Genomic DNA, 13,738 nt, shown 5'->3' with positions numbered 1-13,738 from the left:
TGGTGGGCCACTTGGTATCCCGGCGCAGAGCCCGGAGGTGGTGGATACATTGCCCAGCGTATGCTCTCGGCAAAGGATGAAAAAAATGCAATCGGAGCCACGCTTCTCTTTAATGTGGCCCACTATGCCCTGCGACCATGGCCTTGGATTATCATTGCGCTTTCTTCCCTCATTATTTTCCCGCAGGTAAGTGACCTTCAGGAGGCTTTTCCCCATATTCCAACGGATAAGTTGGGCAACGATTTGGCCTATTCAGCGATGTTGACCTTCCTGCCTGCCGGTCTAATCGGGGTGGTGATGGCTTCTCTTATTGCAGCGGTGATGTCTACGATATCCACGCACCTGAACTGGGGATCTTCTTACGTGGTAAACGACTTCTATTTACGATTTTTGAAGAAGGACGCCAGTGACAAAGAATTGGTGATGGTGGGTAGATTATCTACGGTAGGGTTAATGATTCTGGCTGCTTTCTTGGCCTTGGCACTTTCCAACGCCCTAGAAGCATTTAATATCCTTCTTCAAATCGGTGCGGGTACCGGACTGATCTTTATCCTACGTTGGTTCTGGTGGAGGATCAATTCCTACACCGAGATATCGGCGATGATCATTTCCTTTATTGTTGCGATTTACTTTGAGTCCATACACGACAAACTAGGGTTTCTCCCTATTCCACCGGAAATGAGCTACCTCAAGCTGCTTCTGGGTGTTACCATTACCACAATCACATGGATTTTAGTAACTTTGCTCACCAAGCCGGAGACAGACGAGGTCTTGTTGGCCTTTTACCAAAAGGTAAGGCCCGCCGCCTTCGGATGGAAAAAATTACTGGACCGTTACCCAGACCAAAAAACAGAAACCGGTCAGCTTCCGATGGAAATCGGCCTGATGTTGGTGGGATCTATCATGGTTTATGCTGCGCTGTTTTCTACCGGATTTTGGATTTATGGCAACGCTGTTGGCGGAACCATCGCAGGCATCATCGCGTTGGCCGGGGCGGTGACGGTAATCAGAGGCTGGAAGAAAATGAGATAAACCCATGGCAGACACTACGTCAGACATACTGAAAGATAGTAATCTTCGGGTGACGAGTTGCAGAAGAGATGTATTGGCTACCTTCATTGGCAAGAAGGTGGCCCTTTCACATGCCGATCTGGAAGAAGCCCTAAAGGAGAATTTTGACAGAGTCACGATCTACCGTACCCTCAAAACATTCTTGGAAAGTGATTTGATTCACAAGGTATTGGATGACAGCGGCATAACCAAATACGCTTTGTGCGTACACGATAGCAGCGAACATCATCACGACCACGAGCATGTTCATTTTAAGTGTGAACAATGCGGAAACACCAGCTGCATTCAGGAAATTACCCTGCCTAAAATAACCCTTCCCGAAGGCTATGTAGCCAGGGAAAAAAGCCTTTTGGTAATGGGTATCTGCAAGGATTGCAGCTAAAAATCGACAACAGTCGGTTTAGCAGGCTTGGGGGTATCGTCTGTTGGCCACACAATCCCGGGGGGTAGATCGATTTTTGGCGGTGTGAGGTCTTCCACCCCTCCGTCTCCATCGTCGTCATTGTTCCGGTTTCTGTTAATCCGGGCCTTGGTCATTGTAGCCACAAAGTATATCAACACCACGTATGCTACGCCACAAAGGAAAAGGTCTATCACTAAGCTACTCATATACAAGCTCTTTAACGCATTAATTTACAGCAATAAAATCATTAAGTCAATAATTTAAACCAAGTACTTTTCGCAGTGTTCTAAAAAAAGACAAAATATCTCTCGGTAAACGGGCATCGGCTTGCGATATAGGCCATATCGTTAGATATTTGCGGACTGAAAATTTAGCACCCAATGATCGTAAAAACAAAAAAATACCAACTCCCTACCGGTACTTATATCAAATTAGGATTGATCAATATTTTGAAAGAACAGTGGTGGGTGGTACTCATTGCCATTCTTATTGGCTGCGGATATTTTTGGATCCCCTCTTGGTGGTGGATCAGCATGGCCATTCTTGCGTATGCGCTCTACTGGCTTTTTTGGGTAATCCAATTTGCGGGTGTCACCCAATTGGAACAAAACAAAGTCATGTTTGAGAAAATGGCTTATGAAATAGATAGCCGCCAAATCCTCATGAAGCTCAACGCCAAACAGGGCATGCCTATCAAATGGGATATGATCAAGCGGACCGAAATGAAGAAAGATGCCTTTGTTTTCACCATGTCCAAGGCGCAGTTCATTTATTTGCCTTTCAAAATCTTCAATTCCGAAAACGACGTCAAATTCATCGAGACTATTCTGAAACGAAAAGGCTACGACCTAAAAAAAGGTTGAGATCCATCAGATCTCAACCTTTTTTATTCATTAGAACCTACCCATTTTACATAAAGCTGTCGGCTTTTCGGTAGGCCTCAATCAGCGCGGTCTCTCCCTCTTTGCCCGGGCTAGCGTTGCCGTGTTCCATTCCCATAATGCCTTTGTAGCCTTTTGCATGGATGTGTTTGAATACATTCAAGTAGTTAATTTCACCGGTTCCCGGCTCTTTTCTACCCGGATTGTCACCTATCTGAATGTAGGCGATTTCATCCCAACAATGATCCATCATAGTGATCAAATGCCCCTCATTTTTCTGCATGTGGTACGCATCGTACAATACTTTACAGGCAGGACTATTCACGGCCCTACATATCATGTAGGTCTGTGTAGAGGTCCGCAGGTATAGATTGGGTGTATCACTGAGTGGCTCCAATACCATCACTAGGCCATGGGGTTCCAAAATCTCGGCCCCCTTGCGAAGCGTATCGATTACATTGGCTGTTTGGATATCTAGCGGTAAGCGGCGATCGAAATCTCCAGGAACCACGGTAATCCATTTGGCATTTACCCGCTTAGCCACTTCTACAGCCCTTCTACAGCCGTTTAAGAAGATATCGGTGTGTTCTTGAGATCCGGAAGCAAAGGTGTTTGCACCATTTCCTCCTTTATCCAAGACAAAAACTCCCATATCCATGCCCAGCTTCGCGAGGTGGTTGCCGATTTTTTCCTGAACATCCACCGGCCTACCCATCATGCCGTTGTCCTCTAGGCTTCTGAAGCCCCGCTCATACATGAAGTCAAGCTGCGCTATCAAGTCGTCGCCTGCATGGTTGCGGAACATGCCAAAATGGGGGGCATAGTTTAGATTAAAGGTTTTATCTACCTGCTTGTTCGTTGGGAGGACATCAGCCTGTAGGGCACCGGTTCCGGTAAGCCCCACAGCTGCGCCCAAAGATACATTTTTGATGAAATTTCTTCTTCTCATTCGATTGATTGGGTTAAGATCAGACTACCTTGCTTTGACCTGGCACTGCATAGGCATAGTAGCCTTCGTTGTTTGGCACATTTTTAGGAATCGCATCCCATGCCAATACGTCCGGCATCAGGTTGATGTCTGAATTGATAGCCTCATCCCAGGAAACCACTTTTCCAGAATACGTTGCAAAACGCCCCAATATCGATGTCATGGTACTTTTGGCTGCATTTTCAGCGTCGGCAAACTTATACTCTCCCTTCACAATGGCCGCAAAAAGCTCGTTGTGTTCCTTTTGGTAGGGGTTTATGTTATTCTCTCCGTTGTGGTCATAAAGGCTATTTCCCTTGTAGTCAGAAATCTTACCCACGTGACCGGCATTCATGTATACCTTTCCTTTTGTTCCCTGAAAGGACTCATCTACGCGGTTTGCCGCTCCAGGAAAATGCCTACATTCACTGTGGATCACCGTTCCATCTTCATACGTAAACAAAACGACGTGGTGGTCAAAGATCTCACCGTGATCTTTTCCTCTTCGCACCGTTCGACCACCGGTGCCTTCAGCCTTAACGGGGTAACCGTTTTTCACCCAATTAGCCACATCCAGGTTATGTACGTGCTGCTCCACGATGTGGTCTCCGCAAAGCCAGTTGAAATAATACCAGTTTCTCATTTGGTACTCCATCTCCGTCTGACCGGGTTGTCGTTCCCTTACCCATACACCGCCGTCATTCCAGAATACCTGACCGCCTACGATATCTCCGATCTGCCCGTCATGCACGCGCTTGATGGTTTCTACGTAACTATCTTGGTAATGGCGCTGAAGGCCAACGACCACGTTTAGCTTCTTTTTCTTGGCTTCTTCTGCAGCAGCCAATACCCTACGGATACCAACGGCGTCGGTAGCAACGGGTTTCTCCATAAAAATCTGCTTATTCAAACGTACCGCCTCTTCGAAATGGTCGGGACGAAAGCCTGGAGGTGCTGCCAGGATCACCACATCGGCATCCTTCATCACTTCTTTGTACCCATCAAAGCCTGCAATACGCTTCTCTTTGGGCACCACCACTTTGTCCTCTCCGAATCGCTTGAGGATACGGTCGTAGGATTGCTCCAATCTATCCTCAAAGGCATCAGCCATGCCGACCAACTTGATATTGTGCCCGGTTTCAAATGCCTGAAATACGGCGCCTGTACCTCGGCCGCCACAGCCTACTACGGCAATTTTGATCTCATCTGTCCCGGCTGCATAGGCACCCGGTAAGCTGAAGGGATTCAAAAGTGCGCCTCCTGTAATCAGGGCAGAGGTCTTTAAGAAATCCCTTCGGTGGTTATTTTTGTTTGGTTCCATAGTTATGTAAGTTTATGTTAATAGTCTTCTTCGGGCAATGTGCCATAATAGTTCTCGATCTCTTCTAGGCTGGGCGGAGTCACAGGTCTGACCACACGCATACCCACAAAAGGTGCTTCTGGAAACCACCACTGACTTTTGGGAATCTGTGGATCTATGCGCTTCCATTGGGCCGTACTGGCCACGCGGTTTGCGGATCGAAGCTCCTCAGCAGTACTCTTGTAACTGCCACCCCTCAATACTTTCGGGTACAGATCCTCACTTATCAGCAAGGGATTTTTCGTCGCGGCGCCTGCCCGCTTTTGATACGAATCTGCCTCGTAATGATCAATGGTCCACTCGTTCACATTTCCGTATATATCGTATAAGCCCCAGGGATTGGGGAGTTTTTTGCCTATTTCCTGCGTGGTCTCTCCGGCATTGGCGCCAAACCAAGCGTATTTATCCAGCTCTTTGGGATCATCTCCAAAAAAATACGCTGTGGAAGCACCGGCCCGGCTGGCATATTCCCATTCTGCCTCTGTAGGTAGGCGGTAAAATATCCCTGTCTTTAAGTAAAGCCACCTGCAAAACTGAATCGCACCGTATTGGGTCATCCCGATGGCCGGCTTGTTGTTTTTGCCCATCCCAAAGGTCATATCCAAGTACGGTATGGACGGCCGTGTAAGGCCGTCTACTACGGAGGTCAACGGTTGCTCGCTTACCGATGCCTCAAAGTTCTTGTCCAGAAACATTTCGTACAAATCCCACGTCACCTCGTGGGTACCCATCCAAAATGGATCAAGATGCACCTCGTGTACGGGTGCCTCATCGGCCTCTCCTTTTTCACTGCCCATCTTAAAAACTCCCCCAGGTATGGGAATCATTCCGAAACTTAAGGAGGTATGGGGGATCGTTTGCTCATAGGGTTGAAAATTATTCGCCCATTTTGGAGCCATTATCCAAGCGGATAATACTAAAAGCACGGCAAACGCCGTCAGAATGCGGTATGTATGCATGATTAATCGTAGAATTACAGCGGTTTTAGTTTCCTCTTTAGAAAACTGCTTCCGCTGCATTGGGTATAGGCGTCTAAATTACTCTTATTTTTGAATAATTGAAAGCAACATTCCAGCAGAGAAACCAAACAACGTTAAAAAAAGCAAATAAGCAGCTCCCTAAACGTCCCCTTTTATGTAAACGGTTGACGTTTAGCTGCGAAAGACGGTCGGGGTTGCAAAAAACAGAACACCTATGTGCGAACGGTATCCAAATAATATCCCGTATAGCTGGACGCTGCATCGCGTAACCCGTCCGGAATGCCTTCGTAAAGAATATTTCCACCCTGTTCTCCGCCTTCAGGGCCCAAGTCGATCACCCAATCTGCCGCGAGAATCACCTCTGTATTGTGTTCAATCACCAGCACGGAATGACCTTGGTCTATCAACGCATTGATTGAATGGAGTAGCTTCTTGATATCGTGAAAATGCAATCCCGTAGTGGGTTCGTCAAAGATAAACAGGATATGCTCCTGGTTCCTGGTTTCTCCTTTTCCCAGGAAAGAGGCCAACTTCACCCTTTGAGCTTCTCCCCCGCTCAGCGTATTGGAAGACTGGCCCATGCCGATGTACCCCAGGCCAACTTCCTGTAGAGGCTGTAGCCGGTTGATGATTGGATTCTTGTCGGCAAAAAATTCCATGGCCTCGTCAATGGTCATGTCCAACACATCGGAAATCGTCTTTTCCTTATAGGTTACTTCCAAAATCTCATTCTTGAACCGTTTCCCCTTACACGACTCACAGGTAAGAAAGATATCGGCCATAAATTGCATTTCAATCTTCTGGGTGCCCTCACCCTGACAGGCCTCGCACCGGCCTCCGTCCACGTTAAAACTGAAGAATGCCGGCTTGTAGCTGCGCTGTTTGGACAGAGGTTGCTCCGAATACAAGGTACGGATCGCGTCGTAGGCTTTTACGTAGGTTACGGGATTGGAGCGTGAGGACTTGCCAATGGGATTTTGATCCACAAATTCCACCCGGTTGACCATCCTATAGTCGCCATCGAGCCGGTCAAATTTACCGGTCTCATCCGAAACCGTGCCCAGCATCTTGCCTAGCGCGGGGTATAGCACCTTTTTGACCAAGGTGGATTTACCCGATCCGCTGACTCCCGTGACCACCGTCAACACTCCCAATGGGATCCGGACAGTCAGGTTTTTGAGGTTGTTTTCGCGCGCCCCTTGAATCAACAGGCTGTTTCGCCACGTACGCGGGGACATATTCTCTGCAATGGTCTCCTCTCTACGCAAATACCGTGCGGTGTGGGTGGTTCCGTTCACCAAAAGTTCCCCCAAATCGCCTTGGAACATTAGTTGGCCACCATTCACCCCTGCGTCGGGCCCGATGTCGATGATCTGATCAGCAGCACGGATGATTTTTTCCTCGTGTTCCACTACGATAACCGTGTTGCCGAGGTCCCGCAGGGATTTGAGCACTTCAATCAGTCGCTCCGTATCGCGTGGATGCAGGCCGATGCTGGGTTCATCCAAAATATACATGGAGCCTACCAAGGCACTGCCTAACGAAGTCGCTAACCGGATCCGCTGAAACTCCCCTCCGGAAAGCGAGGATGTCAACCGATTGAGGGTTAGGTACCCAAGGCCCACCTTATCCAGGTACTCCAGCCTATTTATGATTTCTTTTAGCAATCTGCTCGCAATCTTTTGTTCCGCACTAGTCAGCTCCAAGTTCTGAAAAAAAGCAAGTGATTTGCTCACGGGCATCAGGACCACATCCGTGATCGAGGTACCACCCACCCGCACGTAGGAGGCGTCCTTTCGGATGCGGGTGCCCTTACAATCCGGACAGGTGGTTCTGCCCCGAAACCGGGACAGCATCACCCGGTATTGGATCTTGTGAAGCTTGGATTCCAGAAATTCAAAGAAGGCATGGATTCCTTTGAAGTAGGTGTTTCCCGTCCAGAGAATCTCCTTTTCCTGCTCGTTGAGATCCTCGTAGGCACGGTGCACCGGAAAATCGAAGCGGATACCGTTTTTCAGCAGGGGTGTCAGCCACTTTTTAGTAGTCTCTCCACGCCAGGGCGCTATGGCCCCGTCGTATACCGAGAGACTCTTGTCTGGTATGACCAAGTCAGGATCTATACCCAATACCGAACCAAACCCCTCACAAGTACGGCATGCACCGTAGGGGTTGTTAAAACTAAAGAGATTGACTGAGGGGAGTTCAAAGCTGATACCATCGAGCTCAAACTTATCGCTGAAGCCCACACGGGAACGATCAGGAACCGTAACCATGCAGTACCCATGCCCTTCAAAAAATGCGGTTTGCACACTATCTGCGATGCGGTATTGGTTATCCTCGTCGTCGTGCTGTACCACGACCCGATCGATTAGAATTTCCACCTCTCCGCGAGGATGTTGGGAGTCGTTCACCAGGTCTTCCACGTAATACGCCTCGCCGTCGATAAGAATACGCGTAAATCCTTTTTGGAGGAGCACTTCCAGTTCCTTTTCCCATGTCCGATCAGCGGCCCGTTGCAGTGGGCAACTGATCATCACTTTGGTGCCCTCGTCCAAGCCATGGATATGGTCCACCACGTCTGTCACGGTATGGTGTTTCACTTCCTCTCCGCTAACGGGCGAGATGGTTCTGCCTATGCGGCTATATAAGAGTTTGAGGTAATCGTAAATTTCAGTGGTAGTGCCCACTGTGGAGCGGGGGTTTTTGGTGGTCACCTTCTGCTGTATCGCTATAGCCGGAGAAATGCCTCGGATGTACTCCACATCCGGTTTTTCCATTCGACCCAAAAACTGCCTCGCGTATGAACTGAGGCTCTCCACGTACATGCGCTGCCCTTCAGCAAACAGCGTATCAAAGGCCAGCGAAGATTTGCCTGAACCGGACAGTCCGGTCACGACCACCAAGGAGTTTCTCGGTATGGCCAGGCTTACCCCCTTCAGGTTATTCACCCGGGCATTTTTGATGATGATAAACTTTTTGGCATCCAGTTGATCCAGATCCTCCAAGGCAGTTTGCTTCCTATTTCCCATAACGCGCAAAGATACCAACTCAACCTAGGAAAAGTAAAATTGTTAAAAAAAAAGAAAGACACGGCAGTGGTCGCCGTGTCTTTCGGAGCTTGAAAAACACTCTCCTGATGAACAGGAGAGTGGGTAATCAAGCAACAACTAAAAACTGAAAGTTGTAATCGTATGAAATCGAGCCCGCCAGAGGCAAACAAACATGACGTACCCGTTTCACAAGTGGAGTAATATCGTAGCGTGAATGGTTCTGATTAGAATTAATTTAAAATACATTTATTTGGATGTATAAAGCAAATTTATTGGTTTATTTTGTAAAAACAAACTATTCGACAATTTCTATACAAAAAAGTATGCCAAGGTACTTCTGCCAATTCCCATTTCAACGTGCCATTTTCTTGTGTCGCTCCATCACCCAATCTTTTACGTCCAAAAACTGCCTCCATTTCGGATACGCACGAAAATCCTCGACGCGCTGGGCTTCAACAAAAAACCGTTCGGCCTGTGGGTAGTCTCCCGCCATAAAAAGGCGAAATGCATGGCGCAATGCCACCTTGGCCCGGGTTATTTCCAGTTCCTGTTCAATCTCTTCCTCATGTGTGCGCTCCGCACTGAATCCTAAGCTATCGGCACTGACCTTAACACTGTGGTAACCAATCGGCATCTTTAAAACCAGTCCGTCTAGGGAGGTACAACGGCTTAGGGCTACGTACACCTGTCCCGCTTCGAAGGATCTTTCGATATCAAGGATGCATTTCTCAAAAGTTAGCCCTTGACTCTTATGCACCGTAATCGCCCAAGCCAACTTCAGGGGAAACTGTACAAAGCTACCGACAACCTCCGCCTCTACCCGTTCGGAGGTTTCGTTGTAGGTAAACTCCACATTTTCCCACACTTCTCTAGACACGTCAAACAAGCTGCCCCGTTCATTTTCGACCTGAATGAGATTGGATTCCAGTTTGACCACTTTCCCAATCATCCCATTGTAAAATCCCTTTTCGGGATTGTTTCGCAGAAATATTACCTGGGCGCCCACCTTGAGGGTCAAATCGATCGGCTCAAAAGGAGCCATATTAATCGGAAAATCGTCCTTAAACTCCCCTTTATACATCTTTTCCTTCCCCTGCAACTCCGACAGTTTACGGGCATTGATGTCCTGAATGGTATTGTTATGTGTACCCAACAAAATATAGCCCTGATCCAACAAACCAAAATGATAGCGGGATGCCGTCTGATTGAGCGTTTGGATATCTTCAGCCGTGTGTTGACTTTCCCGTACACGGTTTAGAATCTCCTTGAATACGAGGTCCTTCTGCCGGTAAATCTTGTTCAGCTCGATATATAGCGGCCGTAACTGCCTAAATGCCATCGAACTGAAGAAAAAGCGACTTTGATAATACGGGCTCAGTAACTCCCAGTCTTGGCTTCTCACTACCGGTGGAAGTTGAAAAGGATCCCCGATCATGATTAACTGCACGCCTCCAAAAGGCAGGTGCTGTCTTCTGCGGTACACCCGCAAAATCTGATCTATCACATCCAAGAGCTCCACCCGCACCATGGATATCTCATCGATCACCAGGGTGTCTAGCTTACGAATTACCGATAGCCGCGAATCCGTAAAGCGAAAGGTGGAAAAGATAGACTCCTTTTTTCCTTTTGCCTGTGGCTGTAGACGCGGATCGCCTGGCAGAAAAAGCTGTTTAGGGTCAATGCGGAAAAAAGAATGCAGCGTCCTGCCTTTGGCATTGATCGCTGCCACTCCAGTAGGCGCTACTACGGCAAGATTTTTGTTCACATTGAGCCGGCGGAAGGTGTGCAAAAAGGTGGTCTTTCCGGTACCTGCCCTGCCTGTCAAAAACAACGATTTGTCGGAATATAGGGCTAATTCCAGTGCTTGAATAAATGCACTGTTTTCAGTATCCAGTCTCTGTTGCTTGAATTCCTCAAAAAAAAAGTCTTTTAAAAACGACATGTTTGCTTTGGAACAAATAATCCCGGTGTTTTCGGATATGGTTAGACATTCTTCAGGGATAATCCCGTAGAATATCCAAAATAACGATAAATTTACGATTATTCGGTATGAAATACCCAATCAATCACGCAGCCATTCATTTCCATGCTGATTTTTAAACTCCTTTGCTGGACCTTGTACGGCGTATCAATGCTGTCCACCATAGCCTCTCTGGTCAAATGGGACCATTGGTGGGTGCGAATGTTTGACTTTCCACGAATTCAGATCGTAGCTATTCACTTCCTTTCGTTGCTTTTTGGTTTGCTTATCGTATGGCCGGACGACCGATGGAGCCTGCTTTTTGTGGCCTCCTTGCTGATTAGTATGGCTTATCAGATGTCAAAAATTTATCCCTATACCCCATTCTCCAAAAAGGAGGTGAGCCGCTGCATGGAAACAGCAGATCAAAACGAGATTTCACTCATGGTGAGCAATGTGCTCACTCCAAACCGCCAAGCCGATAAACTCCTTAAACTCGTATATAGATACCAGCCGGATATACTACTTACCCTAGAGTCTGACCAATGGTGGCAGGATCAACTTTCTGTTTTGGAGCAAGCGTATCCTCACACGGTAAAGATCCCCCTAGATAACTTATATGGCATGCATCTGTATTCCAAGTTGAATCTCACGGAAACGAAAGTATTGTACCTAGTCGAGGAAGACATCCCTTCCATTCATTCGCTAGTAACGCTACGGTCTGGGGAAAAAATTGAAATCCATTGCCTCCATCCGGAACCTCCTAGCCCTACCGAGTCCGAAACCAGTACGAGCCGAGACGCCGAATTGCTGATCGTCGGCAAAAACGTAAAACAATCTTCCTGTCCCGTGATAGTATTGGGAGACTTAAACGATGTCGCATGGTCCCGGACCACCAAGTTATTTCAGAAGATCAGTGGTTTGTTGGATCCCAGAATTGGACGGGGATTTTTCAACACCTTTCATGCTGGCTATTGGTTTTTACGCTGGCCATTGGACCACGTTTTCATCTCGAAAGAATTTCTGCTCCGCACCATTAAGGTGCTGCCGTCAATCGGGTCTGATCACTTTCCGGTTTTTATGCACCTGCACCTGAATCCTCCAAAGGCTCATCTAAACGATTCCCAGCAGGCACCACCGGACCGAGAAGAAAAAGACTGGGCCGACGAAAAAATTGAAAATGCAGATCCGAAGATACGGGTATTTTGAAGGATCATTTCTGCATTGTTGAACAGAATTGTGAAATCCGAAACGGATAATAAACTGTAAAACGCAAGCATTGGCTCCTACCCGCGTTGGTAATTGTTCGTCGCGATCGCCACTACCAAGTCGGAGGTCGTCCAAAACATAAGTTTATGGCCTACGATGCACCGAATAAAAAGGGACTTGAGTATGTTTTGAGGATCATGGTCTTGATCATCCGAGGTGCTGGGAAGTAATCGGTGGAACGATAACTTCACTCAACGATTGGCATGACTAATGCAGGGTAAAAAAGTACCTTTAAACGTAATCTACAACCAACGCATCGGTCGCGGCGAACTTCTCCGAGACCGGACTGTAAAATAGAAATCTATGAAATCGAGCCTGCCTATCGGACAGGCAGGCATGTAACCGCCGAAAAACAATTATAAACGGATGCAAAAAACAATATTGATTCTGGTTGCCGTTTTGCTATTTTCCAATGTAGATGCACAAGAAGAAATGTCGTCCAATAAAGTGGATTTTGCTTTAGAGGGTATGGCAGGAGTGGCATTCGGCAAAAACTTCACCTCCTTCAATGTGGGAGGCCCCAGCTTACTCCTTAATATCAATCAGAAAGTCAAAGTTGGCTTTGGAGCGCTGCCTTCTTTCTATATCAGGAATGGCAAGACAGGCGCTAAACTTGGTGTAGCTCCAAGACTGGACATCAACAATTGGGCTTTATTTTTCCCATTCTACCATTTTGATACTACGGAAGAATGGGTTTGGTCTGTGGGGGTAGGGTACAAATTTCACAGAAAGTAATAGACCTTTGAGTAAAAAGCGGTGTTAGCTAGTGTCTTTCCGGGTAAGCGTAAATAGTTCCTACGATGCTTAGCCTTACCCTTGAGAGCAGGTGCATCAGACCTTTTTTTTACATGTAACCCTACAGGTTAGACAGCCTACGGATCTCTTTTCGGTTCTTCTTACTTTCCTTGGTTGCCTGCTTCAGCGGCACGCCTTCCTTCATTCCGGGTCGATCGTGCCCGATATGCGTCAGCCAAGCATCCTTGGTTAAGGACTGATCTTTTTTGACCAGTGCCAAGACTTCCTGCCCAGAGGCCTTCGTATCAAAATAGGTATCGGGTGATGCCTTTCTCTTCGCTTCCGGAAGACCTAACCCTTCCAATAGCGACTGGGCCATGATCCAGTGGCCTGTTTCGTTTGGATGTACCGCATCCTCAGCCAAGAAGAAATCAGGGTTTGTTTTCCGCTCAGCCAACAAATACTCCTTCATAGGAAAATGAAGGTCTATTACCTGCCACTGAGCATTCATCCGCTGGGACAGTAGCCACTCGGAATAGGTGTCCAGCACTTCTGCATAGGCGGGGTCTTTTTTCGGGTCAAATATTGGAGGGGTCAGATGGATAATAGGAATGGATCGCTGCGTTGCCGCTTCGTGCAGCCGCTGGATTCCTTCCCGAAACCTGGCAAATCGTTCCTCGTCAAGCGGCATATAGATGCCATCGTTCATACCATAGCAGGAGATCACCAGATCCGGCTTAACCTCCTCTAAGGTCCGTTCCAAGCGATCGTGGAGGTTGGGACGGGGAAAACGCCCACCTGCATGCCCGGGCTCGGATAGTCCGCTTGCCGTTTCACTGGGAAGACCCACATTAATAGCTTCCATTTTGCTGCCAGGGTTTTCCAGGTATAGCGCAGCTACGGTAAAGTCTACGTAGTGGGCGGCATAGGTGATGCTGTTACCGATAAACAGTATCCGCTTACTGTCTTTGCTTAGCGGATAGGTGGATTGGGCCTGAGCGGTAGCCAACTGAAAGCCTATCCAAAGTATCCCAAAAAGACACCTTTTCAAGTATATCATCT

General features: G+C 47.6%; 11 protein-coding genes and 1 pseudogene. 5 read left to right on the top strand and 7 right to left on the bottom strand.

The genetic code is table 11. The features are described from left to right. A pseudogene (locus tag JJU34_RS09345) lies at positions 1-1,032 on the top strand (Na+:solute symporter); the annotation flags it as partial. A 4-nt stretch (positions 1,033-1,036) separates the two neighbouring features. Continuing rightward, positions 1,037-1,453 (top strand): transcriptional repressor, encoded by a 417-nt coding sequence (locus tag JJU34_RS09340; RefSeq protein WP_228692088.1) that lies wholly within the window; start codon positions 1,037-1,039, stop codon positions 1,451-1,453. On the opposite strand, the gene JJU34_RS09335 is transcribed toward JJU34_RS09340, so the two are convergent. Further along, the gene (locus JJU34_RS09335; protein WP_228692087.1) at positions 1,450-1,680 is read right to left on the bottom strand and encodes a hypothetical protein; all 231 of its coding nucleotides are present in this window, start codon (positions 1,678-1,680) and stop codon (positions 1,450-1,452) included. The genes JJU34_RS09340 and JJU34_RS09335 overlap by 4 nt on opposite strands. Before the next feature lie 174 nt (positions 1,681-1,854). On the opposite strand from JJU34_RS09335, the gene JJU34_RS09330 reads away from it, so the two are divergent. After that, positions 1,855-2,337 (top strand): YcxB family protein, encoded by a 483-nt coding sequence (locus tag JJU34_RS09330; RefSeq protein WP_228692086.1) that lies wholly within the window; start codon positions 1,855-1,857, stop codon positions 2,335-2,337. Between the two features lie 46 nt (positions 2,338-2,383). Here JJU34_RS09330 and JJU34_RS09325 read toward each other — a convergent pair whose 3' ends face one another. The 5 genes from JJU34_RS09325 to JJU34_RS09305 all read right to left on the bottom strand — a co-directional run bounded on the left by JJU34_RS09325 (position 2,384) and on the right by JJU34_RS09305 (position 10,654). After that, on the bottom strand, positions 2,384-3,304 hold the full coding sequence (locus JJU34_RS09325; protein ID WP_228692085.1) for a TIM barrel protein: 921 nt from the start codon (positions 3,302-3,304) through the stop codon (positions 2,384-2,386). A 19-nt stretch (positions 3,305-3,323) separates the two neighbouring features. Beyond that, positions 3,324-4,643: a Gfo/Idh/MocA family oxidoreductase gene (locus JJU34_RS09320; RefSeq protein WP_228692084.1), complete on the bottom strand. Its 1,320-nt coding sequence runs from the start codon at positions 4,641-4,643 to the stop codon at positions 3,324-3,326. Between the two features lie 17 nt (positions 4,644-4,660). After that, entirely contained in the window at positions 4,661-5,641 is a 981-nt protein-coding gene (locus JJU34_RS09315; protein WP_228692083.1) for an SUMF1/EgtB/PvdO family nonheme iron enzyme, read from the bottom strand. A gap of 233 nt (positions 5,642-5,874) precedes the next feature. Beyond that, positions 5,875-8,691 carry an excinuclease ABC subunit UvrA gene (uvrA, locus tag JJU34_RS09310; protein WP_228692082.1) on the bottom strand — a complete coding sequence of 939 codons (2,817 nt, stop codon included), beginning with the start codon at positions 8,689-8,691 and terminating at the stop codon, positions 5,875-5,877. Positions 8,692-9,064: 373 nt separating this feature from the next. After that, entirely contained in the window at positions 9,065-10,654 is a 1,590-nt protein-coding gene (locus tag JJU34_RS09305) for a DEAD/DEAH box helicase (RefSeq protein WP_228692081.1), read from the bottom strand. Between the two features lie 144 nt (positions 10,655-10,798). On the opposite strand from JJU34_RS09305, the gene JJU34_RS09300 reads away from it, so the two are divergent. After that, positions 10,799-11,881, top strand: a complete 1,083-nt coding sequence (locus tag JJU34_RS09300) for an endonuclease/exonuclease/phosphatase family protein (RefSeq protein WP_228692080.1) — start codon at positions 10,799-10,801, stop codon at positions 11,879-11,881. 426 nt (positions 11,882-12,307) lie between these two features. After that, complete coding sequence (locus JJU34_RS09295; RefSeq protein ID WP_228692079.1) at positions 12,308-12,676, top strand: hypothetical protein; 369 nt, start codon at positions 12,308-12,310, stop codon at positions 12,674-12,676. A gap of 121 nt (positions 12,677-12,797) precedes the next feature. On the opposite strand, the gene JJU34_RS09290 is transcribed toward JJU34_RS09295, so the two are convergent. Next, entirely contained in the window at positions 12,798-13,736 is a 939-nt protein-coding gene (locus JJU34_RS09290) for an SGNH/GDSL hydrolase family protein (RefSeq protein WP_228692078.1), read from the bottom strand. Positions 13,737-13,738: the final 2 nt, after the last annotated feature.

The organism is Lunatimonas sp. (assembly GCF_020832325.1).
In the GTDB taxonomy this organism is placed as follows: Bacteria; Bacteroidota; Bacteroidia; order Cytophagales; family Cyclobacteriaceae; genus Lunatimonas.
The sequence above is the reverse complement of the archived record's forward strand: the minus strand, read 5'-3'. Positions and strand labels throughout refer to the sequence as shown.